17 protein-coding genes are annotated in these 23906 nt (G+C 76.0%); 4 read left to right on the forward strand and 13 right to left on the reverse strand.

The window, feature by feature from the left end:
- Positions 1 to 78: 78 nt before the first annotated feature.
- The 8 genes from gatB to CLV92_RS01610 form a co-directional block, all read right to left on the reverse strand.
- The gene (gatB, locus tag CLV92_RS01575) at positions 79 to 1611 is read right to left on the reverse strand and encodes an Asp-tRNA(Asn)/Glu-tRNA(Gln) amidotransferase subunit GatB (RefSeq protein WP_104431000.1); all 1533 of its coding nucleotides are present in this window, start codon (positions 1609 to 1611) and stop codon (positions 79 to 81) included.
- Entirely contained in the window at positions 1608 to 3176 is a 1569-nt protein-coding gene (gene gatA / locus CLV92_RS01580) for an Asp-tRNA(Asn)/Glu-tRNA(Gln) amidotransferase subunit GatA (RefSeq protein WP_104431001.1), read from the reverse strand. The genes gatB and gatA overlap by 4 nt, the downstream gene beginning before the upstream one ends.
- On the reverse strand, positions 3173 to 3472 hold the full coding sequence (gene gatC / locus CLV92_RS01585) for an Asp-tRNA(Asn)/Glu-tRNA(Gln) amidotransferase subunit GatC (RefSeq protein ID WP_104431002.1): 300 nt from the start codon (positions 3470 to 3472) through the stop codon (positions 3173 to 3175). The genes gatA and gatC overlap by 4 nt, the downstream gene beginning before the upstream one ends.
- Positions 3473 to 3483: 11 nt before the next feature.
- Positions 3484 to 5355 carry an ABC transporter ATP-binding protein gene (locus tag CLV92_RS01590; protein WP_211290759.1) on the reverse strand — a complete coding sequence of 624 codons (1872 nt, stop codon included), beginning with the start codon at positions 5353 to 5355 and terminating at the stop codon, positions 3484 to 3486.
- A gap of 34 nt (positions 5356 to 5389) precedes the next feature.
- Complete coding sequence (locus CLV92_RS01595) at positions 5390 to 5941, reverse strand: GNAT family N-acetyltransferase (RefSeq protein ID WP_104431003.1); 552 nt, start codon at positions 5939 to 5941, stop codon at positions 5390 to 5392.
- Entirely contained in the window at positions 5938 to 8187 is a 2250-nt protein-coding gene (gene ligA / locus CLV92_RS01600) for an NAD-dependent DNA ligase LigA (protein ID WP_104431274.1), read from the reverse strand. The genes CLV92_RS01595 and ligA overlap by 4 nt, the downstream gene beginning before the upstream one ends.
- Positions 8188 to 8247: 60 nt before the next feature.
- Positions 8248 to 8853 carry a GNAT family N-acetyltransferase gene (locus CLV92_RS01605; protein ID WP_104431004.1) on the reverse strand — a complete coding sequence of 202 codons (606 nt, stop codon included), beginning with the start codon at positions 8851 to 8853 and terminating at the stop codon, positions 8248 to 8250.
- Positions 8854 to 8920: 67 nt separating this feature from the next.
- On the reverse strand, positions 8921 to 9931 hold the full coding sequence (locus CLV92_RS01610; protein ID WP_170112705.1) for a uroporphyrinogen decarboxylase/cobalamine-independent methonine synthase family protein: 1011 nt from the start codon (positions 9929 to 9931) through the stop codon (positions 8921 to 8923).
- Between the two features lie 139 nt (positions 9932 to 10070).
- On the opposite strand from CLV92_RS01610, the gene CLV92_RS01615 reads away from it, so the two are divergent.
- Both CLV92_RS01615 and CLV92_RS01620 read left to right on the forward strand, forming a co-directional pair.
- A complete protein-coding gene (locus CLV92_RS01615; protein ID WP_104431005.1) occupies positions 10071 to 11933 on the forward strand; it encodes an alpha/beta hydrolase in 1863 nt (620 codons plus the stop codon).
- 79 nt (positions 11934 to 12012) lie between these two features.
- Complete coding sequence (locus tag CLV92_RS01620) at positions 12013 to 13308, forward strand: DUF445 domain-containing protein (protein WP_245886320.1); 1296 nt, start codon at positions 12013 to 12015, stop codon at positions 13306 to 13308.
- A gap of 63 nt (positions 13309 to 13371) precedes the next feature.
- On the opposite strand, the gene CLV92_RS01625 is transcribed toward CLV92_RS01620, so the two are convergent.
- The gene (locus CLV92_RS01625) at positions 13372 to 14355 is read right to left on the reverse strand and encodes an aldo/keto reductase (protein ID WP_104431006.1); all 984 of its coding nucleotides are present in this window, start codon (positions 14353 to 14355) and stop codon (positions 13372 to 13374) included.
- Between the two features lie 175 nt (positions 14356 to 14530).
- On the opposite strand from CLV92_RS01625, the gene CLV92_RS01630 reads away from it, so the two are divergent.
- On the forward strand, positions 14531 to 15310 hold the full coding sequence (locus tag CLV92_RS01630) for an MIP/aquaporin family protein (protein WP_104431007.1): 780 nt from the start codon (positions 14531 to 14533) through the stop codon (positions 15308 to 15310).
- 37 nt (positions 15311 to 15347) lie between these two features.
- On the opposite strand, the gene mnmA is transcribed toward CLV92_RS01630, so the two are convergent.
- From mnmA to CLV92_RS01645, 3 genes are all read right to left on the reverse strand, one after another.
- Positions 15348 to 16430, reverse strand: a complete 1083-nt coding sequence (gene mnmA, locus CLV92_RS01635; RefSeq protein ID WP_104431008.1) for a tRNA 2-thiouridine(34) synthase MnmA — start codon at positions 16428 to 16430, stop codon at positions 15348 to 15350.
- Positions 16430 to 17623, reverse strand: coding sequence for a cysteine desulfurase family protein (locus CLV92_RS01640; RefSeq protein WP_104431009.1), 1194 nt, complete (start codon positions 17621 to 17623; stop codon positions 16430 to 16432). Before CLV92_RS01640 ends, mnmA begins: the two co-directional genes overlap by 1 nt.
- Positions 17624 to 17741: 118 nt before the next feature.
- Entirely contained in the window at positions 17742 to 18650 is a 909-nt protein-coding gene (locus tag CLV92_RS01645) for a DUF559 domain-containing protein (RefSeq protein WP_104431010.1), read from the reverse strand.
- 238 nt (positions 18651 to 18888) lie between these two features.
- Between CLV92_RS01645 and glgX the strand changes: the two genes are divergently transcribed.
- On the forward strand, positions 18889 to 21048 hold the full coding sequence (glgX, locus tag CLV92_RS01650; protein ID WP_170112706.1) for a glycogen debranching protein GlgX: 2160 nt from the start codon (positions 18889 to 18891) through the stop codon (positions 21046 to 21048).
- A gap of 133 nt (positions 21049 to 21181) precedes the next feature.
- Here the strand turns inward: glgX and glgP are convergent, their stop codons facing one another.
- A complete protein-coding gene (gene glgP / locus CLV92_RS01655) occupies positions 21182 to 23749 on the reverse strand; it encodes an alpha-glucan family phosphorylase (protein WP_104431012.1) in 2568 nt (855 codons plus the stop codon).
- Positions 23750 to 23906: the final 157 nt, after the last annotated feature.

Below are 23906 nucleotides of genomic sequence, written 5' to 3' on the forward strand. Positions count from 1 at the left end.
CGCGAGCGCATGGCGCCCCGGACGGCGAGGGCCCGCACCGGGGTTCCGGTGCGGGCCCTCGCGCTGCGTCGTCGGCCGTCAGCTCGCGCCGACGCGCTCCAGCACCAGCTCGCGCACGCGCGCCGCGTCGGCCTGCCCGCGCATCTCCTTCATGACCGCGCCGATGAGCGCACCGGCCGCCTGCACCTTCCCGCCGCGGATCTTCTCCGCGACGCCCGGGTTGGCGGCGATGGCCGCGTCGACGGCTGCGGTGAGCGCGGAGTCGTCGGAGACGACCGCCAGGCCCCGCTTCTCCACGACCTCCGCCGGGGAACCCTCACCGGCCAGGACGCCCTCCAGCGCCGTGCGGGCGAGGCGGTCCGTCAGCGTCCCCGCGTCCACGAGCCCCTGCAGCTCGGCCACCTGCTGCGGGGTGACGGGCGAGGAGGCCAGGTCGATGCCCTCCGCGTTGGCGCGGCGGGCGATCTCCCCCGTCCACCACTTGCGGGCGCTCACCGGCGAGGCCCCGGCCGCGACGGTCGCCTCGACCAGGTCCAGCGCCCCGGCGTTGACGACGTCGCGCAGCTCCAGGTCGGAGAAGCCCCACTCGGACTGCAGGCGCCGGCGCCGGGCCGCCGGGGGCTCCGGCAGGGTCGCGCGCAGCTCCTCCACCCACGCCGGGTCCGGCGCGATGGGCACCAGGTCCGGCTCGGGGAAGTAGCGGTAGTCCTCCGCGTCGGACTTCTCCCGACCCGACGTCGTCAGGCCCGTGTCCTCGTGCCAGTGGCGGGTCTCCTGCACGACGCGCTGCCCGGCGCGCAGCAGCCCGGCGTGCCGGCCGATCTCGTAGCGGACCGCGCGCTCCACCGAGCGCAGGGAGTTGACGTTCTTCGTCTCCGAGCGGGTGCCCAGCGGCGCGTCCGGGGAGGGGCGCAGCGACAGGTTCACGTCGCAGCGCATCGAGCCCTGCTCCATCTTCACGTCGGAGACGTCGAGGCTGCGCAGCAGGTCCCGCAACGTCGCCACGTACGCCTTCGCCACCTCCGGTGCGCGCCGGCCCGCGCCGGTCAGCGGCCGGGTGACGATCTCGATGAGCGGGATGCCGGCGCGGTTGTAGTCGACGAGGGAGTACTCCGCGCCGTGGATGCGCCCGGTGGAACCGCCGACGTGGGAGGACTTCCCGGTGTCCTCCTCCATGTGGGCGCGCTCGATCTGCACGCGGTAGGTGAACGCCTCCCCCGTGCCGTCCTCCGACGCCGGGACGTCCACGTCGAGCCAGCCGTCGAAGGCGATCGGCTCGTCGTACTGCGACGTCTGGAAGTTCTTCGGCATGTCCGGGTAGAAGTAGTTCTTCCGCGCGAACCGGCACTGCGACGCGATGGTGCAGTTCAGGGCCAGGCCGATCCGGATCGCCGACTCCAGCGCCTTCGCGTTCAGCACCGGCAGCGAACCGGGCAGGCCCAGGCTCACCGGGTCCACCTGCGTGTTCGGGTCCGCGCCGAACTCGGTCGGCGCGGCGGAGAACATCTTCGTCACCGTCGACAGCTCGACGTGGACCTCCAGGCCCATCACCGGGTCGAACTGCGCGACGGCCTCCTCGAAGGGGACGTTGCCGATCTCCGTGGTGCTCATGCGCGTGCCTCCGTCGTGCTGCTCGCGGTCGCGGCGGTCGCCGGCTGCTCGGGGACCCGGGCCAGCAGCGGCGCACCCCAGCGCTGCAGGAGCAGCGCCTCCAGCGCGGCGCCCACCCGGTACAGGCGCTGGTCCTCGCGGGCGGGGGCGAGGATCTGCAGGCCCACGGGCAGCCCGTCCTCGTCCGCCAGGCCCACCGGCAGGGACATCCCCGGCACGCCGGCGAGGTTGGCGGGGATGGTGGCGACGTCCCCGGCGTACATCGCCAGCGGGTCGTCCAGCTTCTCCCCCAGCCGGTACGCCGTCGTCGGTGCCGTCGGGGAGACCAGCACGTCCACCTGGCCGAAGGCGGCGTCGAAGTCCCGCTGCACGAGCGTGCGCACCTTCTGCGCGCTGCCGTAGTAGGCGTCGTAGTAGCCCGCCGAGAGGGCGTAGGTGCCGAGGATGACGCGCCGCTTGACCTCCTCGCCGAAACCGGCGGCCCGGGTGGCGGCCATCACCTGCTCGGCGGTGACGCCGTCACCGTCGGGGACGACGCGCAGGCCGTAGCGCATGCCGTCGTAGCGGGCGAGGTTGCTGCTCGCCTCGCTCGGCATGATCAGGTAGTAGGCGGGCAGCGCGTGGGCGAAGTTGGGGCAGCCCACCTCCACCACGTCCGCGCCCGCCTCGGTCAGCAGCGCCACGGCCTCGTCGAAGCGCGCCCGCACGCCCGCCTGGTAGCCCTCGCCGCCGAGTTCGCGCACCACGCCGACGCGCACGCCGCGCAGGTCCCCCGAGGCGCCCTCGCGGGCGGCCGCGACCACCTGCGGCGCCGGGCCCGGCAGCGACGTGGAGTCGTGCGGGTCGTGCCCGGCCATCACCTCGTGCAGCAGCGCCGTGTCCAGCACGGTGCGCCCGCACGGGCCGGCCTGGTCGAGGCTGGAGGCCATCGCCACCAGCCCGTAGCGCGAGACCCCGCCGTAGGTCGGCTTCACGCCGACGGTCCCGGTGACGGCGGCGGGCTGGCGGATCGAGCCGCCGGTGTCGGAGCCCACCGTCAGCGGCACCTCGAACGCCGCGAGCGCCGCGGCGGAACCCCCGCCGGAACCGCCGGGGATGCGGGTGTGGTCCCACGGGTTGCGGGTGGGGCCGAACGCGGAGCGCTCCGTGGTGGAGCCCATCGCGAACTCGTCCATGTTCGTCTTGCCGACGATGACCATCCCGGCGGCCTTGAGCTGCCGCACCACGGTCGCGTCGTAGGGCGAGACCCAGCCCTCGAGGATGCGGGAACCGCAGGTCGTGGGCATGCCCGTGGTGGTGAGGACGTCCTTGACCCCGACCGGCACCCCGGCCAGCGGGCCGAGCTCCTCGCCGCGGCCGCGGCGGGCGTCGACCTCCGCGGCGTCGGCGAGGGCCTGCTCCCCGGCCACGTGCAGGAAGGCGTGCACGCCCGCGTCCGCGTCGCCGTCGACCTGCGCGATGCGGTCCAGGTGGGCGCGGGTGGCGTCGACGGAGGACACCTCCCCCGCCTGCAGCGCCGCCGCGAGGCGGGAGGCGTCCCAGCGCGTCAGGTCCGCGGCGCTCACGCCTCCTCCCCGAGGATCATCGGGACGCGGAACCGGCCGTCCTCGACCTCCGGGGCGGCGGCGAGGGCCTCCTCCGCGGTCAGGGACGGCACGACCACGTCGGGGCGGGTGACGTTGCGCAGGGGCATCGGGTGCGACGTGGCGGGCACGTCGTCGCCGACGACCGCGGCGACCTGCTCGACGGCGTCCAGGACCGCGCCGAGCTGGGCCGCCATGCGGTCCAGCTCCTCCTCGGTCATGTCGATGCGCGCCAGTCGCGCCAGGTGGGCGACCTCGGGACGGGAGATGTCGGACACGGGGATCGAGTCTAGGCCGGACCCGGCGCGGGCTCCCCGGCGGCGTCGGCCCGCACCAGCAGCTGCGTCTCGGCCAGCTCCCGGTAGAGCGGCGACGTCACGAGCAGCTCCTCGTGGGTCCCGCGCGCCAGGACCCGGCCGCCGTCGAGGACGACGATCTGCTCGCAGTCCACGACCGTGGAGAGCCGGTGCGCCACCACCAGCAGGGTGCGCTGCGCCGCGGCCGCGTCCAGGGCCTGCTTCAGCAGGGCCTCGTTGCGGGCGTCGAGGCTGGCGGTGGGCTCGTCCAGCAGGAGCACCTCGGCCCCGGCCAGCAGCGCCCGGGCGATCGCGAGGCGCTGGCGCTGCCCACCGGAGAGCAGCACCCCCGCCTCCCCTACCTCCGCGTCGAGGCCTGCGGGCGAGCGGGTGGCGAGGTCGGACAGGCCCACCGCCGCCAGCACCTCCTGCACCTGGGCGTCGGAGGCGTCGGGGCTGGCCAGCACCAGGTTGGCGCGCAGCGTCCCGGCCAGCACCGGGGCGTCCTGCTCGACGTAGCCGAGCCGGGCGCGCAGCCCGCCGAGCGGCAGGTCCCGCACGTCCACGCCGTCGAGGCGCACCGCCCCCGAGTCGACGTCGGCGAAGCGCTCCACGAGTCCCAGCGCGGTCGACTTCCCGGCCCCCGACGGCCCCACCAGCGCGGTGCGGGTGCCGCGCGGCACCGCGAAGCTCACCTCGTGCAGCGCCCGCTCCCCGCCGGGGTGGGTGAACGTGACCGCGTCGAACTCCACGGCGGGAGCGCCGTGCCCGGCCGTCGGCGGCGCCGCGGCGCGCGGTTCGTCCCGCTCCACCTCCAGGCGCATGACCTCGTCGATGCGGGTCAGCGCCGCGATGCCGGACTGCAGGACCGTCCACACCCCGAAGATCTGCCCGAGCGGGAAGATCAGCGTGAAGAGGAGCAGCACGAAGGTCACCAGCTCCGCGACGGTGGTCGAGCCCGCCGCCACCCGGGCACCGCCGACCCCCAGCACGGCGATGAACGCCCCCTGGAAGGCCAGGCCCATGAGCGGGGAGACCGCCGCCCGCACCCGCGCCGCGCGCACCGAGGCGTCGCGGGCCTGCCGGGCCGCCTCCGCCACGACCGCCAGCTCCCGCTCCGTGGCGCCGCTGGCGCGGATGGTGCGCAGGGAGGACAGCACGCGGGCCACCGCCGCGCTCATCGCGCCGACCCGCTCGCGGCTGGCCAGCTCCACCGCCGACAGGCGCCGGGTCGCCACCAGGCCGGTGGTGATGCCCGCGGCGACCGCCGCCACGGTCACGCCCAGCAGGACGGGGTCCAGCACCCCCATCAGGACCAGGGCGCCCGCGGCGGTGAGGACCACGCCGACGATGTCGAAGAGCCCCGAGGTCACCACGGAGGAGAGCGCGGTGGTGTCGCCGCTGACCCGGGACAGCAGGTCCCCCGAGACCCGGCGGTCCCGCTCGGCCACGGTGATGCGCAGCAGGTGCCCGGCCAGTGCCCTGCGCACCTGCAGCACCACCCCGGCGCCGGCCCGCTCCAGCAGGAACTGCTGCAGTCCCCCGGCCACCGCGGCGATCAGCAGGACGGCGACCAGCGCGGCGACCCACGGGCCCAGCGCCTCCCCGGCGCGCACCGCCGCGACCACCTGCCCGACGAGCAGCGGTTGCAGGAGCGTGGCCGCCGCGGCCAGCAGGGACAGCAGCACGGCCACGGCCAGGGCGCCGCGGTGCCGGCGCAGGTGCGGCAGCAGCATCCGGCCCGCCGCCCGGGGGCTCAGCGGGGCGGGCGCGGGGGACACGGCGGGTTCGGGACGGGTGGGTTCGGGACGGGTGGGTTCGGGACGGGCCGCCGTCCCCGTCGCGGTGGAGTGCTCGTTCGCCACTCCTCGACTCTGCGCCCTGCCCCCGTTCGCGGCGTCAGCCTCTCGTCGAGAACTCGTGCCCCGCAGGACCCGAGCCGGGGCGGGTGGCGGCCACGGAGAGCGCGTAGCCGAGCAGCGCGACCTCGCCGTCCGCCCAGTCCAGCTCCGGCGTGCGGGAGAAGCCGAGCCGCTCGTAGAGGCGGTGGGCCGCGTGCATCGCCGGCAGGCTGCACAGCACCACCCGCCGGGCTCCCGCCTCGGCCGCCTCCGCCACCGCGCGCCGGGTCAGGGCCTCCGCCACGCCCCGGCCGCGCGCGCCCGGGTCGACCGCCAGCATCCGCAGCTCCGCCTCGCCGGGACCCGCCATCTGCGCCCACGGCGTGCCGGCGAGGGCGTAGGTGATCGTGCCGACCACGGCGCCGGCGGCGTCCACCGCCACCAGCAGCCGGGCGTCGCGGGCCCGGCCCGCCGCGTCCCGCAGCTTCGCGACGTACGCCTGCGCCGTCGGGTCCTCGTCGAGGTACCCCTCGACCCGGTAGGCCTCCTCGCAGAGCCCGCCGACGGCCTCGAGCTCCTCCGGGCGCGCCGCCCGCACGGTGATGCTCACGGGGCCCCCGCCCCCGCGTCGTCGCCCGCGCCGTCCTGCGCTCCGGCTTCCGCGCCGGTCTCCGCATCGGCGGTATCGGCGGTATCGGCGGCGACCTCCTCGGGAGCCACCGCGGCCGGGCCCGACTCCAGCAGCGCCCGGAAGCCGTCCTCGTCGAGGACCGGGACGCCCAGCTGCTCCGCCTTGTCCGCCTTGGTGCCGGGCGCCTCACCGACGACCACGAAGGACGTCTTCTTCGACACGCTCCCCGACGCCTTGCCGCCGCGGGCGAGGATCGCCTCCTTCGCCTCGTCCCGGCTGAAGCCCTGCAGCGAGCCGGTGACCACGACCGTCAGGCCCTCCAGCGTGCGCGGGACCGACTCGTCGCGCTCGTCCTCCGTGCGCACCCCCGCCTCGCGCCACTTGGTCAGGACGGCCTGGTGCCAGTCGACGGCCAGCCACTCCCGCAGCGCCTCGGCGATGACGGGGCCGACGCCCTCCGCCGCCGCCAGCTCCTCCGCGCTCGCGGCGCAGATGGCGCCCAGGCTGCCGAAGCGCCCGGCCAGGGCGCGGGCCGCCGTCGGGCCGACGTGCCGGATGGACAGCGCCACCAGCACCCGCCACAGCGGCTGGGCCTTCGCCTTCTCCAGGTTGGCGAGCAGCCGACGGCCGTTGGCGGACAGGCTGCCGTTCTTGTTCGTGAACAGCGGCACCCGCAGCAGGTCGTCCTCGGCGAGGGAGAACAGGTCGCCCTCGTCCTCCACGACCCCCGCCGCCAACAGCGCCGTGGCGGCCTCGTAGCCGAGCGCCTCGACGTCGAACGCCCCACGACCGGCGACGTGGAAGAGGCGCTCCCGCAGCTGCGCGGGGCAGGAGCGGGAGTTCGGGCAGCGGATGTCCTTGTCGCCCTCCCGCTCCGGGCGCAGCTGCGAGCCGCACTCCGGGCAGTGCGTCGGCATCACGAACTCGCGCTCGCCGCCCTGGCGCAGGTCCACCACCGGGCCGAGGACCTCGGGGATGACGTCACCGGCCTTGCGCAGCACCACGGTGTCACCGATGAGCACCCCCTTGCGGCGCACCTCGTCGGCGTTGTGCAGCGTCGCCAGGCTGACGGTGGACCCGGCCACCAGCACCGGTTCCATGAACGCGAACGGCGTCACCCGGCCGGTGCGGCCGACGTTGACCCGGATGTCGAGGAGCTTCGTCATCACCTCCTCCGGCGGGTACTTGTAGGCGATGGCCCAGCGGGGCGCGCGGCTGGTCGAGCCGAGCCGGCGCTGCAGCGCGATCTCGTCGACCTTGACGACCACGCCGTCGATCTCGTGCTCCACGTCGTGGCGGTGCTCGCCGTAGTGCGCCACGTAGCCGAGCACGCCGTCGAGGTCCTCGAACACCCGCACCCGCGAGGAGACGGGCAGCCCCCAGGCGGCCAGCGCCTCGTACGCCGCGGACTGCGACGGCGGCTCGAAGCCCTCCCGGGCGCCCACGCCGTGCACCAGCACCCGCAGCGGCCGGGTGGCGGTGATGCGCGGGTCCTTCTGCCGCAGCGACCCCGACGCGGCGTTGCGGGGGTTGGCGAACGGCGCCTTGCCGGCCGCGACGAGGCCCGCGTTCAGCTCCTCGAAGGCGCCGACCTCGAAGAACACCTCGCCGCGCACCTCCAGCACGGCCGGGACCGCCTCGCCGGTGAGCCGCTCCGGGACGTCGTCGATCGTGCGCACGTTGAGGGTCACGTCCTCGCCGGTGCGCCCGTCACCGCGGGTGGCGGCCAGGACGAGCCGGCCGTCCTCGTAGAGCAGGTTGATCGCCAGGCCGTCGATCTTGGGCTCGCACAGCAGGTGGGCGCCCTCGCCGCCCTCCCTGCCGACCCGCTGGTGCCACAGCCGCAGCTCCGCCTCGTCGAAGGCGTTGTCAAGGCTGAGCATGCGCTGGCGGTGGTCGACCGGGCGGAACTCGGTGGAGAAGGTCCCGCCGACCGTCTGCGTCGGCGAGTCGGGAGTCCGCAGACCGGGGTGCTCCTCCTCCAGCTCCCGCAGCTCCCGCTCCAGGCGGTCGTACTCGGCGTCGGACATCACCGGCGCGCTGCGGACGTAGTAGGCGAAGCGGGCGGCGTTGAGGCGCTCGACCAGCTCCTGCCAGCGGTGCCGCGCCTCGGCGGGCACGGGCGCCTGCTCCTCCGCCGACGCGGCAGCGCCGGACAGCGCCTCGGCCGCGGACTCGGCTGCGGACTCGGTCTCGGCCACCTCGGTCTCGCTCACGCCCGCCATCTTGCCGCCCACCACCGACGCCCACCCGGCAGGCGCCGCGCGGACCGGCGGCCGGTGCCGTCAGCCCGGGGTCACGAGGGACCGGCGCAGCACGAACATCTCCAGGTCGTCGCGGCGCGGCAGGCCGAAGCGCTCCTGCCCGTACGGGAACGGCACCCGCTCCCCCGTCTCCGCGAAGCCGCGACGCCGGTAGAAGGCCAGCAGCTCCTCCCGCTGGCGCAGCACCGTCATCTCCATCGCCGTGCAGCCCCACTCCTGCCGCGCCCGCCGACTCGCCTCGGCCAGCAGCGCGCTGCCCAGCCCGCCGCCCTGCCGACGCGGGCGCACCGCGAACAGGCCGAAGTAGGCCACCCCACCACGCCGCTGCAGGTTGCAGCAGCCCAGCAGGCCGTCGTCGTCGGACTCCGCGAGCAGCACCACCCCCGCCGGGTCGGCCAGCAGCTCGGCGATGCCCTCGGGATCGGTGCGCTGACCGTCGAGCAGGTCGGCCTCCGTCGTCCAGCCCTCCCGGCTCGCCTCCCCCCGGTAGGCGGACTCCACGAGGGCCACCACGTCCGGCACGTCCGCGACGTCGGCGTCGCGGAAGCGCACGAGGGGGCTGGGCACCACGGGAACGAGCGCTGCGGAGAGCGCCACGGCGCACGCGGGCACCGCTGAGGTCGTCATGGCGACATCTTCCGCGAAGCGCCCGCCGCGACGTCAAGCGAGCGCACGTCCGGAGCAGTCGCCCCCGTCAGCCGGCCGCCGCCTCCTGCAGCGCCGACGCCACCTCCCGCAGCCGCCGCAGCCGCCCCTGCACCGCCGCCGGCGCCACGTCCACCAGCCCGACGGCGGGGGTCGGCACCACCTGCGCCAGCTCCGCCGCGGGCAGCCCGACCCGCCGCCACGGCACCCGCACGGCGTCGACGAGGGCACCCACCGCCGGGACCTCGCCCTGCGGGGGGAGCACCCCCGCCCACAGCTGGACCCCGCCCTCCACGGTCGCGGCCACCGACTCCCAGCCGCTCGCGCCGAGCCCGGCCACGTCGACCGCGACGGCCCCGGTGCCGGCACCGCGCAGCAGCGCCCAGGGCACCTCCTCGCCCGCGACCCGCACCGCCGTGAACGCCCCCGCCCCGCGCGCCGCCGCCAGCACCGCCCGCAGGCCCTGCTCGACCTCCTGCCGCTCCACCGCCCGAAGCCGCCCGTAGCCGCTGGCCGTCGGCAGCCTGCCCGCCAGCACCGCCGGCAGCACCGGCTCGTCGACCTGCACGACCGGCCGCGCCCCCGGCACGAGCCGGCGCAGGTCCCGCACGTGCGCCGCGACGCCCTCGGCCAGGGACGCCACCACGTCCCGGCGCGCCCCCGGGTCGGCCACCGAGCGCTCGCCCCGGGTCAGCTCGATGCTCGCGGCCAGCAGCCACGGCCCGGCCACCTGCACCTTCAGCGGGCCGGAGTAGCCGTCGGCGGCCTCCGCCAGCTCGTCCAGGTCCGCCCGCAGGAAGCTGCGCGCCCGCTCCACGTCCCGGCCGGGGCGGTCCACGAAGCGCCAGCCCGACGGCTGCAGGTCCACCGCCAGGCCCTCCAGCAGGCACGCCCCGCGGCCCACGGCATCGGCGCCCGCGCCGCGCTGCGGCAACTGGGGCAGGTGCGGCAGGTGCCCGGACCCGAACTCCCCGAACACCATCGCGCACGCCTCGCGGGGGTCGGCGCCCGGCAGCGGGCCCAGCCCCGTCGCCCGGCCCGCGAGATCCCCGCGCGTCAACGGGGAAGTCGACCCGGATGGTGATCGCGGGGACGACGGGAGGGGGAGGCTCTCGTCACCGATCGTCGGATGGGCCGCCTGGTCGCCGTCGGAAGACTGCACGGGCCCGACGCTACCCGCGCCCCAGGAGGACCAGACGATGCCAGCCCCCACCACGCGGCTCCACCGGACGGCGGCGGGGGGCGCCGTCGCCGTCCTGGCGACCGCGCTGGTCGCCTCGACCGCCGTGCCGGCCACCGCCGCCCCCACCCTCGCCCGCGCCACCCGGGCCGCGCAGTCCACCTCGACGCAGGCCCCGCCCACGCAGGCCCCGCCCACGCAGCCGCCGCCGACGCAGCCGCCGCCGACGCAGGTCCTGCCCGGCAACGCACCGCTCAGCCCCCTCGCCACCGCCCGCCCGGCCGGCCTGGAGGAGGCGCAGCGGCAGTTCACCGCCCGCACCCCCGTCCACCTGCGCGAGCAGCGGCTCACCTGGGGGCCCTGCCCCGACACCGCCGCTCCCGCCGACCTCCTGCCCGCGCTGGAGTGCGCCGCGGTGCGCGCGCCCCGCGACTGGAACTCCCCCGGCGACGGGCAGGAGGTCACCGTCGCGATCAGCCGCCTGCGCAGCGACGGCCCGCGCCCGGCCCGCACCGTCCTCACCAACCCCGGCGGTCCCGGCGGGCCCGGGCTGTTCATGCCGCTGATCCTCGCCGGCCGCCCCGCCCTCGCCGGCACGTCGGAGGTCGTCGGCGTCGACGTGCGCGGCACCGGCGCCAGCACCAACGTCACCTGCGGCCTCGACGACGCCGACCTGCACCTCCCCGACGCCCGCGACCGCTCGCCGCAGGCGCTGGCGCACACGGCGCGGGTGATGCGGCAGGTCGCCCGCGCCTGCAGCTCCACGTCGCCGCTCGCCCCGTTCGTCAACACCGAGCAGACGGTGGCCGACCTCGACCTCGTGCGCGCCGTCCTCGGCCGCGACCAGGTCGACTGGGTCGGCTACTCCGGCGGCACCTGGCTCGGGGCGCAGTACGCCACCTACTTCCCCGCCCGCGTCGGCCGCTTCGTCCTCGACTCCTCCGTCGACGTCGCCGCACCGTTCCAGCAGGTCTTCGCCGAGGACCAGCCCCTCGGCTTCCACCGCCGCTTCACCCGCGACTTCCAGCCGTGGGCGGCGCAGCACCACGCCCGCTTCCGCCTCGGCCGCACCCCGCAGGAGGTGAACGCGTCCTACGAGCGGCTGCGCGCCGACCTCGTCGCCCGGCCGCTGGAGCTGCCCCTCGTGGGCCGCGTCGACGGCACCACCCTCGACGGGATGGTGGCGCAGTCGATGTACAGCAAGACCGCCTTCGAGGACCTCGCCACCACCATGCGCCTGCTGCGGCTGATCTCCGACCTCCTGCCGATGCAGGAGAAGGGCGAGCTGCTGCGCCTGCAGGCCCAGGCCGGCCCCGCGGTGCGCGACCTGCTCCCCCGACGGGGCACCATGACCTCGCCGCTGCCGCGGCAGGGCACCCTCGACCAGGCCGCCGACGCCCAGGCCGCCACGTTCCTCACCATCACCTGCAACGACACCGCGTGGTCACGGGGGCAGCGCTTCTGGAACGCCCTCGGGCAGCGGCAGGGCGAGCGCTACCCCCTCGTCGGCTGGAGCACCACGCAGCAGCCGTGCGGGTACTGGCGGCGCCCGCCGCTGAGCCTGCCGAAGCCGGACGGGCGGGACCTGCCGCCGCTGCTGATCGTGCAGTCCGAGCACGACCCCGCCACCCCGGTCGAGGGGGCGCGGCGCGCCCACGAGGCCCTCGGCACCTCCCGCCTGGTGCTGGTGGAGGGCGAGGGCGACCACGCCCTCTACGCCAGCATCGGAAACCCCTGCCTCGACGAGCTCGTCGACCGCTTCCTCGCCACCGGCCAGGCGCCGGCGGGCGACGTGACCTGCGCCGGCACCGGCCTGCCCCAGCCCGGCCGGATGCAGGCCAAGAGCACCCGGCAGGACCTGCGCGAACTGCTCGTCGGCTGACGCGGCGACGCGGGCCGCGACCGCCCGGTGCCCCCGGTGCCGGGTCGTCGCGGCCCTGCCTCCCGTGCAGGATGACCCCGTGACAGCGCCCGCCCCGTCCCCGCCCGCCACGCCGCCGCCGGTCGTGCCGTTCCTGCTGTCCGCCGCGGACGAGGAGCGGCGGGCGGCGCTGCGCCGCATGCGCGTCGTGGCCGGCAGCCTGCTCGTCCTGGCCGCCGTGGTCTACGCCCTCACCATCGGCACCGACGGCGCGCTCGGCTACGTCAACGCCGCCGCGGAGGCCGCCATGGTCGGGGCGGTCGCGGACTGGTTCGCCGTCACCGCGCTCTTCCGGCGCCCCTTCGGGCTGCCCATCCCCCACACCGGGCTGATCCCCCGCAAGAAGGACGCCCTCGGGCAGAGCCTGGAGGAGTTCGTCTCCTCCAACTTCCTCGCCGAGGAGGTCGTGCGCGACAAGGTGGCGCGGGCCGAGGTGACCCGCCGGCTGGCGGAGTGGCTCGTGCGCCCGGGCAGCGCCGAACGCGCCGTGGAGGAGGCCGCCGTCGTCGTCGGCAGCGGGCTGAAGCTGCTCAAGGACGACGAGGTCGCGATCCTGCTCGACCAGGTGGTGCTGCAGCGCCTCGCCGACGAGCCGTGGAGCCCCGCCGCGGGCCGGCTGCTCGCGCAGGTCGTGGCCGACGGCACCCACCACCCCGTCGTGGACGTCTGCCTGCGCGAGGCGCAGCGCTGGCTGGACCGCAACGAGCACACCGTGATGGCCCTCGTCATGGAGCGCGCCCCCTCGTGGACGCCGGGGTGGCTGGACGAGCGCATCGGCCGCCGCGTCCACGGCGAGGCGCTGCGCTGGGTCACCGACGCCCTCGCCGACCAGCACCACTCCGGCCGCAAGGCCATCGACGACCTGCTCGCCCGCTTCGCGAGGGACCTCCAGCACGACGCCACGACCCGCGCCCGCGCACTGGAGTTCCAGCGGCGGCTGCTCACCCACCCCGACGTGCGCGACACCCTCGCGGGACTGTGGGGAACGGTGCGGCGCCTGCTCACCGAGGCCGTCGCCGACCCCGGCAGCGAGCTGCGGCTGCGGGCGGTGAAGGCGCTGCGCGACCTCGCTCAGCGCCTCCTCGACGACGACGCGCTGCGGGGGCGCATCGACGGCCACGTCGTGGACGCCGCGGGGCACCTGGTGCGCAGGTTCGCCCCGGAGCTCGCGACGGTCATCTCCGACACGGTCGCCCGCTGGGACGGGGCGGACGCCGCCCGCCGCATCGAGCTGCACGTGGGCCGGGACCTGCAGTTCATCCGCATCAACGGCACGGTCGTCGGTGGTCTCGTCGGGGTGCTCATCCACGCGCTGACGCAGCTCGCCGGGCACTGACGACCCGGCCCACCCCTCCCGCCGGGCGAGGCCCGGACGGGACGGGTGGGCCGGGGCGGCGGCTCACCAGCGGGAGTGCACGTGCTCCGCGACCAGCTCGTCGTAGACGGCGCGCACCGCCGCCGCCTGCTCCGCGGTGACCGGCGGCAGACCGGCCGCGGCGGCGTTGCGCCGGGCCTGGTCGGGGTTGCGGGCGCCGGGGATGACGGTGCTCACGCCCTCCTGGTCGACGATCCAGCGCAGCGCGAACGCCGCCAGCGGCACGTCCCCGGCGACCTGCGCCAGGCGCCGCGCGGCCTGCACGCCCACCTCGAACGGCACACCGGAGAACGTCTCGCCCACGTCGAACGCCTCGCCGTGGCGGTTGTAGGTGCGGTGGTCGTCCGCGGCGAACGTCGTGCTCTCGTCGTACTTGCCCGACAGCAGCCCCGACGCCAGCGGCACCCGGGCGATGATGCCGACGCCGGCCTGCCGGGCCGCGGGCAGCACCTCGTCCAGCGGCTTCAGTCGCAGGCAGTTCAGGATGATCTGCACGCTGGCCACACCCGGCCGCGCGATGGCCCGCAGCGCCTCCGCCGCCGTCTCCACCGAGACCCCGTACGCGGCGATGCGCTCCTCGGCGACCAGCTCGTCGAGGGCGTCGAACACCTCGTCGCGGTCGTAGACGGGGGTGGGCGGGCAGTGCAGCTGGACCAGGTCGAGGGTCTCGACGCCCAGGTTGGCTCGGCTGCGGTCGTTCCAGGCGCGGAAGTTCTCCCGCGTGTACTGCTCGCTCACGTGGGGGTCGGCGCGGCGGCCCATCTTCGTCGCGACCACGACGCCGGCGCCGGGCTCGGCCTCGCAGAAGCGGCGGATGAGCTGCTCGCTGCGGCCGTCGCCGTAGACGTCGGCGGTGTCGAGGAACGTCACGCCGGACTCCACCGCCGCCCCCAGCGTGGCGAGGGCGTCGTCCTCGCTCACCGCGCCCCAGTCCGCGCCGAGCTGCCAGCAGCCCAGCCCGACCACGCCCACCTGACGACCGGTCCTGCCCAGGGTCCTCGTCTCCATGCGCCGACCCTAGACGGAGACGTGCTCGCGCTCTCACCGAGACGGTGGAGACGACCCGGCGGCGACGCGCCGCCCTCCTGTTTGGGTGGGCCGCACCCGGGTAGTCGCTCTCCTGCGTAGACGTCGACTGCGCCCGGTCGCCGTCTCGGCGGTCGGTGACGCCGAGAGGTGGACCATGGCAGGAGAAGCAGTGGGCAGTCGCCACGCCGACAGGCTGGCCGTGCACGGGGCGACCAGCTCACGCGGGCTCTACGGGAGCACCCCGGGCCGACACGTCGCCCGGGCCGGCGCAGCGGAACTGGTCGGCACGTTCGTCCTCGTCCTGGCGGGGACGGCCACGGCCATGGGATGGCTGGTGGGACAGGCCCCCGGGTACGACCTCCTCGCGGTCGTGCTGGCCTTCGGGCTGGCACTCACGGCGCTCGCGGCGGGTCTCGGGCACGTCTCCGGGTGCCACCTGAACCCGGCCGTGACCCTCGGCCTGGCCAGTGCGGGGCGCTTCCCGTGGAAGGCGGTGCCCGTCTACCTGGGCGCGCAGCTCGTGGGCGCGGTGCTGGCCTCCCTGGCGGTGTGGGCGATGTACGGACCCGCCGCGCGCGAGGACGCGGGGCTGGCCGTCACGCTCCCCGCCGAGGGGGTCTCCGACGTGCGCGCCCTCCTCGTCGAGGCGCTCATCACCTTCGTGCTCGTCCTGGTGGTCATGTCCGTCGCCACGGACGACCGCGCCCCCGCGGCGATCGCCCCCGTGGCGGCCGGTGCGGCGCTGGCGGTGTGCATCTTCGTCGCGGCCCCGATCACCGGTGGGGCCGTGAACCCGGCGCGGGCGTTCGGCCCGGCGGTCGTCGCGGGCAACCTGACGAGCCTGTGGGTCTACTTCGCCGGCCCGATCCTCGGCGGGGTGCTCGCGGCCCTGCTCTACGGCAAGGTCTTCGCCCGCACGGAGGCGCCCTCCTGAGGGGAGCCCCCGCTCCCCCGACGACGACGGCCCGGGCTCAGTCCCGGGCCGTCGTCGTGATCGTGGCGGAGCCCAGCACCCGGTCGCCGACGTAGAGCGCCACCGTCTGCCCCGGCGCCACGCCCGTCAGCGGCTCGTGCAGCAGCACCTCCACCTGCCCGGCCACCACGCGGGCGCGCGCCGGGACGGCCTCCCCGTGCGCCCGGACCTGCGCGGCGACCTCCACGGGGCCCTCGGGCGCGTCCCCGCCCCACACCGGCGAGGCGGCCAGCAGCCGGCGCACCCGCAGCTCCTCCGCGGCGCCCACGACGACGCGCCGCTCGGCGGGGCTGATCGAGAGCACGTAGCGGGGACGCCCGTCGGGAGCCGGGCGGTCCACGCCGAGACCCCTGCGCTGCCCGACGGTGAACCCGTACGTGCCGGCGTGGGTGCCCACCACCTCACCGGCGGCGTCGACGACCTCCCCGGGCTGCTCCCCCAGGTGCCGGCGCAGGAAGCCGCGGGTGTCGCCGTCGGGGATGAAGCAGATGTCGTGGCTGTCCGGCTTGGCGGCGACCGCCAGCCCGCGCCGCTGCGCCTCGGCCCGCACCTCGTCCTTGCTCTCGGCGTCCCCGAGCGGGAAGAGGGAGTGCTCCAGCTCCGCGGGCGCGACGACGGCCAGGACGTAGGACTGGTCCTTGGCGCGGTCGCGGGCGCGGTGCAGCCGCGCCCCGCCGTCGGGTGCGCGCACCACGCGCGCGTAGTGGCCGGTGCAGACGGCGTCGAAGCCGAGGGCGAGGGCCTTGTCGAGCAGCGCCGCGAACTTGATGCGCTCGTTGCAGCGCACGCACGGGTTCGGGGTGCGCCCGGCCGCGTACTCGGCGACGAAGTCCTCCACGACGTCCGCCACGAACGTCTCGGACAGGTCCCAGACGTAGAACGGGATGCCGAGCACGTCGGCGGCGCGACGGGCGTCGCGGGCGTCCTCGATCGTGCAGCAGCCGCGCGCGCCCGTGCGCAGGGTGCCCGGCTGCCGCGACAGGGCCATGTGCACGCCCACGACCTCGTGGCCCGCGTCCACGGCGCGCGCGGCGGCCACGGCGGAGTCGACGCCGCCGCTCATCGCTGCCAGCACCCGCATCAGGAGGCCCTGCGGGTCCGGGCTGCGCGGGTGGCGCGCTGCGCCCGCTCCACGGCCGGGGCGAAGGCGGCGACGGCGGCCTCCACGTCGGCGGCGGTGGTGGTGCGGCCCAGGGAGAAGCGCAGCGCCCCGCGGGCCTCCAGCGGGTCCAGGCCCATCGCGAGCAGGACGTGGCTGGGCCGGGGCACCCCCGCCTGGCAGGCGGAGCCGGTGGAGCACTCCACGCCGCGCGCGTCGAGGAGGTAGAGCAGGGAGTCGCCCTCGCAGTCGGGCACGGTGACGTGCGCGTGGCCGGGCAGCCGCCCGGCGGGGTCGGGGTCGCCGCGCACGACGACCCCGGGGACGGCGTCGAGGAGCCCGGCGACCAGCTCGTCGCGCAGCGCGCCCAGCCGGCGGGCCTCGGAGCCCAGCTCGGCGACGGCCGCGGCGGCGGCGACGGCCATCCCCCGCACCGACGGCACGTCGAGGGTCCCGGAGCGCACCCCGCGCTCCTGCCCGCCGCCGTGCTGGACGGCGACGAGGTCGAGGCCGCGGCGCAGCACCAGCGCACCGGCGCCCACGGGCCCGCCGAACTTGTGGGCGGACAGCGCCAGGGAGTCCGCCCCCGAGGCGGCGAAGTCCACGGGCACGTGGCCCACCGCCTGCACGGCGTCGGTGTGCACGGGAACCCCCGCCGCGTGGGCCAGCTCCGCCGCGCGCTGCACCGGCTGCAGCGTGCCCACCTCGTTGTTGGCCCACATCAGGGTCAGCAGGGCGACCTCGTCGGCGTGCTCGGCCAGCACGGCGGCGAGGGCGTCGAGGTCCACGCGGCCGACGGTGTCCACGGGCAGCCAGGTCACCTCGGCGCCCTCGTGCTCGGCCAGCCACTCGACGACGTCGAGCACGGCGTGGTGCTCCACGGCACCGGCGAGGATGCGGCGGCGGCGCGGGTCGGCCGCGCGCCGGGCCCAGTACAGGCCCTTGACGCCGAGGTTGTCGGCCTCCGTGCCGCCGGAGGTCAGCACGACCTCGCTGACCCCGGCACCGACGGCCTCGGCGAGAGCCTCGCGGGACTCCTCCACGACGCGGCGGGCGCGCCGCCCGGAGCTGTGCAGCGAGGAGGCGTTGCCCACGTGCCCGAGCTCCTCCACGACGGCGGCGGCGGCTTCCGGGCGCAGCGGCGTCGTGGACGCGTGGTCGAGGAACGCCGGCACGGTGAGGAAGTCTAGGTCGGCCGCGGGCCGCGCCCGTCCCGGCGGTGCTCGCCGGCATGATCCCGTCGCGGTCGACGGTTCTGCCGTTCTCGTGGCGGAACCGTCGACAGACGGGGGATCAACCCTGGCTGTGCGGCCGGAGGACCGATCGGATCTGGTCGGTGACCACCGCGGGGCGCCCGTGCACGTCCTCCCAGGCGAAGCGCAGGACCGTGAAGCCGGCCGCGACGAGGGCGTTCTGCCGCCGTCGGTCCCCCACGAACGCCCGCTGGCCGCTGTGGGCCGCGTAGCCGTCCAGCTCGACGACGACCCGCTCCCGGTCGAAGAGGACGTCCACCACGGCCACCGAGCCGTCCGGCAGCTCCACCCGCGCACCCCCGCGCCAGCCGCGCAGCCCCGCCGCGCGCAGCACCCGGTGCAGCTGCCGCTCCGCGCCGTTCACCGCGCCTCCGGCCGTCGGGGCCAGCGCCCTGCGCAGCGTCGCGGTGCCCGAGCAGCCGTGGTGGCGCCGCACGGCCGCGGCCAGCGCCCGGCGGTCCAGAACCCGCCGGGTGCACGCCCAGGCCAGCAGGTCCTCGGCGGCACGGGGGTCCAGGGACCAGCGCAGGCAGTCCAGCACCGTGCGTGGCGGCGTCGTCAGCACCAGCCCGTGGGCGGTGGTGACCTCAGCCGCTGGGTGCACTGCGACGTGCGCGACGAGACCGGCGCGCCGCCGCGGATGGCGAGGGAGGAGGACGTGAGCGGCATCGGGCGCGGACACGGGCATGCCGTGCACGGCAGCAGCGGTCGGACCGGCCAGCACCGCGGTCGGCCACGTGAGCACGGCCGCCCACCCCTGTTGCAGCGCGGGAGGCCCTGCGGCCCCGAGGCGGTAGCCGCGGCCCCCGACCTGCACCCACAGCGACCGCGCACGGCGGTGGGCCGTCCGCTCGGGCATCCCCGCGGCCACTGCCTGGGCGACGGTGAACACCCCCGCCTGGTCGACGGCGACCGGTGGCTGCCAGTCGTCGTCCCATCGTCTGGTCACGGCACGAGGCTCGGCCACCACAGCGGTGCCGGAGCGCCTGCGGCTGCGGCTGTGGACACCGGTGCTGGGCCGCGCCACGTGTGGACGACTCGGCGTGCTGCGGTGATCCCCGGTCGGTCGACGTTCCGGCCGGTCCCACGGCGAGAACGTCGATCGGTCGAGGATCGACGCCGGGCGGATCACGGCCGCGCGGGGGATCACCTCGCAGCCCCGGCGCGGCCTGCGGCAGACTGCGGCGGTGCCCGCCCCGACTCCCCGACACCGCCCAGCCGCCCTCGGCGCCACCGTGCGCGGGGACGGCGCCGACGTCGCAGTGCTCGCCGCCCACGCCGACGCGGTGGAGGTCTGCCTGTTCGACGAGGCCGGCGCCGAGCACCGCGTGCCGCTGCCCGACGTCGAGCACGGCATCTGGTCCGGGCACGTGCCGGGCATGCGCCGGGGCACCCGCTACGGATTCCGGGTGCACGGCCGGTGGGAGCCGGAGCGGGGCCTGCGGCACAACCCCGCGAAGCTGCTGCTGGACCCCTACGCCCGCGGCATCAGCGGTGAGGTGAGGCTGCGGCCGGAGATCTTCGCCCACACCGTCGCCGCGACCCTGACCGGCGACCCCACGGTGCGCGACCCGCGCGACAGCGCCCCGTTCGTGCCGCGCGGGGTGGTCCTCGGCCCCCTGGACGCGGAGGAGGCCGTCACCCCCGACGAGCGGCCCCACGTCCCGTGGGCGGACACCGTCCTCTACGAGGCGCACGTGAAGGGCCTGACGAAGCTGCTGCCCGGCGTGCCCGAGGAGCTGCGCGGCACCTACGCGGGCCTGGCGCACCCGGCGGTGGTGGAGCACCTGCTCCGCCTCGGGGTGACGTCGGTGGAGCTGCTGCCGGTGCACGCGAAGTCCACCGAGGTCGGCCTGCGCCAGCGGGGTGCGGTGAACTACTGGGGCTACAGCACGCTCGGCTTCTTCGCCCCCGAGCCGGAGTACGCGACCGCGGCGGCGCGCGCGGCGGGCCCGGAGGCGGCGCGCGCGGAGTTCCGGCGGATGGTGCGCGACCTGCACGCCGCGGGCCTCGAGGTGATCCTCGATGTGGTCTACAACCACACCTGCGAGGCGGGGCCGGACGGGCCGACGCTGTCGTGGCGCGGCCTCGACGACCGCACGTACTACCTGCGCGACGCGGCGGGGCGCCCCTTCGACGTGACCGGCTGCGGCAACTCCCTGGACTTCCGCTCCCCGCGGGTGGTGCAGCAGGCGCTGGACTCGCTGCGGTACTGGGTGTCCGAGCTGGGCGTGGACGGCTTCCGCTTCGACCTGATGACCACCCTGGCGCGCGGGCGGGACGGCTACACCCCGGACCACCCCTTCCTGGTGGCGCTGGCCACGGACCCGGTGCTGGCGGAGACGAAGCTCATCGCCGAGCCGTGGGACATCGGCCCCTACGGCTGGCGCACGGGCCAGTTCCCGCCGCCGCTGACGGAGTGGAACGACCGCTTCCGCGACGGGGTGCGCCGCTTCTGGCTCACCGACGCCCGCCAGGCCGCGGCGGGGCACGGCGTGCCGGACGCGCCGGGGCGCGGGGTGCGGGAGTTCGCCACCCGGTTCGCCGGTTCCGCGGACACCTTCGACCCGCAGCGGGGGCGGCTGACGAGCGTCAACTTCGTCACCGCCCACGACGGGTTCACGCTGGCGGACCTGACGGGCTACGACCGCAAGCACAACGAGGCCAACGGCGAGGGCAACCGCGACGGCAGCGACTCGGACACGAGCTTCAACCACGGCGTGGAGGGCCCGACCGCCGACCGGGACGTGCTGGCGGCGCGGCGGCGCTCGATGCGCAACCTGATGGCGACGCTGGTGCTGTCCACGGGCGTTCCCATGATCACCGCGGGGGACGAGTTCGGCCGCAGCCAGGGCGGCAACAACAACGCCTACTGCCAGGACAACGAGGTGTCGTGGGTCGGCTGGGACCTGGAGCCGTGGCAGGAGTCGCTGCTGGCCGACACCCGGGCGCTGCTGGCCCTGCGCCGGGAGTACCCGGTGCTGCGGCACGGGGGCACCGTGCCGGGCCGGCCGCCGCGGGAGAGCCGCCACGACCTGCTGTGGTTCGGCGCGGACGGGCAGCCGATGAGCGTGGAGCGCTGGCACGACCCCGCCTGCCGGGTGCTGCAGGTGCTCGTCGACGGGCGGGAGCGGCAGGAGGCGTCGGTGCTGCTCGTGCTGCACGGCTGGTCGGAGCCCGCCGAGGTGGTGCTGCCGGTCGTGGAGGGCGTCGAGGAGTTCCTGCCGCGCTGGGACAGCAGCGCCCCGGCGCGCGGCTCGGTGCCCCGCAGCGGCGGCGACCCGCTGGAGGCGGGCGCCCGCACGGTGGTGGGGCCGTGGTCGCTGCGGGTGCTGGCCACCGCCTGAGCCGCCGCCGCGGCCCGAGCCGCCGCTGCGCCGGGCCGCCCCCCGAAGGGGGTGTCCCCCGTCCCCGCTGCTCCCGACGCGCGGAAGGCCCGCCCCCTGGAAGGGGACGGGCCTCCTGCGCGCGGCGCGAGGGTCAGGCGTTGACGACGAGCCCCAGCTCTGCCGGGGTGGCGAGGCCCTCGTGGCGGGGCAGGACCCGCACGGTGTAGCCGAACGGCCCGGTCTGGCGCAGGGTCAGGTGCCCCTCGTAGCGGTGGCGCCCGCCCTCGTAGGTCTCGGCGTGCTCGAGCGGCAGGACGCCGGCGACGGTGAGCTCGTCGGACTCCGAGACCCGCCCGTGCACGACCTGCACCTGGACGTCGGCGGGGTCGAGACCGCCGAGGGAGATGAACGCCCGGACCTCGATGGCGTCCCCGACCTGCGGGGAGTCGCTGACGCCGGTGGACTCGACGTGGTCGACGCGCACCCCGCTCCAGGAGGAGCGCAGATCCCGCTTCCAGGCGGCGAGGTCGCGCGCGCGCTGGGCGCCGGAGGCGGTCGCCGCGCGCCCGGCCGCGGCGGCGGGGACGTAGAGCTGCTGCACGTAGTCCTGCACCTGCCGGCTCGCGAGGACCTTCGGTCCCAGCGAGGCGAGGGTGTGGCGGACCATCTCGATCCAGCGGGCGGGCAGGCCGCGCTCGTCGCGGTCGTAGAAGCGCGCCGCCACGGAGTTCTCGATGAGGTCGTACAGCGCCGCGGCCTCGATGTCGTCGCGGTGGTCGGGGTCCTCCACGCCGTCGGCGGTGGGGATCGCCCAGCCGTTGGCGCCGTCGAACCACTCGTCCCACCAGCCGTCGAGGATGGAGAGGTTCAGCCCGCCGTTGAGGGCGGCCTTCATGCCGGACGTCCCGCACGCCTCGAAGGGGCGCAGCGGGTTGTTCAGCCACACGTCGCAGCCCGGGTAGAGCGTCAGCGCCATGGTGATGTCGTAGTTCGGGAGGAACACGATGCGGTGGCGCACGCCCGCGTCGTCGGCGAAGCGCACCATCTGCTGGATGAGGCGCTTGCCGGTCTCGTCGGCGGGGTGGGACTTGCCGGCGATGACGAGCTGCACGGGCCGCTCGGGGTGGGTCAGCAGCGCCGTCAGCCGCTCGGGGTCGCGCAGCATGAGGGTGAGCCGCTTGTAGGTGGGGACGCGGCGCGCGAAGCCGATCGTGAGGACGTCGGGGTCGAGCACGTCCTTGATCCAGCCGAGCTGCGCCTCGCTCGCCCCGCGCTGCAGCCAGGAGCGCTTGAGCCGCGTGCGGGCGTCGGCCACCAGCCGGGCCCGCAGGACGCGGCGGGTGCGCCAGATCTCCTCGTCGGGGATCTGCTCGACCTTGTCGAAGCCGTCCCCGGTGCTGACGAAGTCGGAGCCGATGTGCTGCTTCGCCATGCTGATGATCTCCGGCGCGACCCACGTGGGCGCGTGCACGCCGTTGGTGATGGAGGTGATGGGCACCTCCGGCGCGTCGAAGCCCGGCCAGAGGCCGGTGAACATGCCGCGGCTGACGGCGCCGTGCAGCTGCGAGACGCCGTTGGCGCGCTGGGCCAGGCGCAGGCCCATGACGGCCATGTTGAACACGCCCGGGTCGCCGCCGGGGAAGTTCTCCGCGCCGAGGGCGAGGACGCGCTCCAGCGGCACGCCGGGCATGCCGCCGGCGCCGCCGAAGTACATCTCGACCTGGTCGCGGCCGAACCGGTCGATGCCGGCGGGGACGGGGGTGTGGGTGGTGAACACCGTGGCGGCGCGCACGGCCTCCAGCGCCTCGTCGAAGCTCAGGCCCTCCTCGGCGACGTACTCCCGGATGCGCTCCAGGCCGAGGAAGCCGGCGTGGCCCTCGTTCATGTGGAACACCTCGGGCGCGGGCGCACCGGTGATGCGGGACCAGGCCCGCAGGGCGCGCACACCGCCGACGCCGCAGAGCAGCTCCTGCTGGAGGCGGTGCTCGCCGCCGCCGCCGTAGAGGCGGTCGGTGATGCCGCGGGCGGCCTCGTCGTTCTCCTCCACGTCGGAGTCGAGCAGCAGCAGGGGGACGCGCCCGACCTGCGCGCGCCAGATGTGCGCGTGCAGGGTGCGGCCGCCGGGCAGGCCGATGCTGACGCTGGCGGGGGTCCCGTCGGCCTCGCGCAGCAGGGACAGCGGCAGCCCGTCGGGGTCGAGGACGGGGTACGTCTCCTGCTGCCAGCCGTCGCGGGACAGCGACTGCTTGAAGTAGCCGGTGGCGTAGAAGAGGCCGACGCCGACGACGGGCACGCCGAGGTCGCTGGCGGACTTCAGGTGGTCGCCGGCGAGGATGCCCAGGCCGCCGGAGTACTGCGGCAGGGCGCCGGTGATGCCGTACTCCATCGAGAAGTAGGCGATGGCCCTGGGCGCGTCGGAGCCGAGACCGGCGTACCAGCCGGGGCGCTCGACGTAGTCGCGCAGGTCCGCGGCGGCCTTCTGGACGCGCTGCACGAAGGCGTCGTCGGCGGCCAGCTCGTCGAGTCGCTCCGTGCTCAGGGCACCCAGGAGGGCACCGGGCTCGCGGTGGACCGCGGCCCAGGCGGCGGGGTCCATCGACTCGAAGAGGTCCCGCGTGGGCTTGTGCCACGACCAGCGCAGGTTGCTCGCGAGCTCCCCCAGCGGCGCGAGGGGAGCCGGGAGGACGGTGCGGACGGTGAAGCGGCGGATGGCTCTCACGGACGCCGAGCGTAGCGATCAGTGCCCGCGAGCGCCGGGTGAAGCGGCCCGGGGGCCGGTGACGCGCGGGTGCCGCGGCGTCGGTGCGGGGCCCGCCCGGGGACGACGCGCCGTGTCCGCCGGGCCTCGGTAGGTTGCCTGGCGTGAGCGCTGCACA

Source organism: Kineococcus xinjiangensis, from assembly GCF_002934625.1.
Lineage (GTDB): Bacteria > Actinomycetota > Actinomycetes > Actinomycetales > Kineococcaceae > Kineococcus_A > Kineococcus_A xinjiangensis.

Bases quoted from the DNA above. Each gene is read 5' to 3' on its own strand.
- CLV92_RS01605 (WP_104431004.1), bottom strand. From the start codon at position 8,853: ATGACGACCTCAGCGGTGCCCGCGTGCGCCGTGGCGCTCTCCGCAGCG.
- mnmA (WP_104431008.1), bottom strand. From the start codon at position 16,430: ATGCGGGTGCTGGCAGCGATGAGCGGCGGCGTCGACTCCGCCGTGGCC.
- gatB (WP_104431000.1), bottom strand. From the start codon at position 1,611: ATGAGCACCACGGAGATCGGCAACGTCCCCTTCGAGGAGGCCGTCGCG.
- CLV92_RS01615 (WP_104431005.1), top strand. From the start codon at position 10,071: ATGCCAGCCCCCACCACGCGGCTCCACCGGACGGCGGCGGGGGGCGCC.
- CLV92_RS01630 (WP_104431007.1), top strand. From the start codon at position 14,531: ATGGCAGGAGAAGCAGTGGGCAGTCGCCACGCCGACAGGCTGGCCGTG.
- ligA (WP_104431274.1), bottom strand. From the start codon at position 8,187: ATGGCGGGCGTGAGCGAGACCGAGGTGGCCGAGACCGAGTCCGCAGCC.
- CLV92_RS01625 (WP_104431006.1), bottom strand. From the start codon at position 14,355: ATGGAGACGAGGACCCTGGGCAGGACCGGTCGTCAGGTGGGCGTGGTC.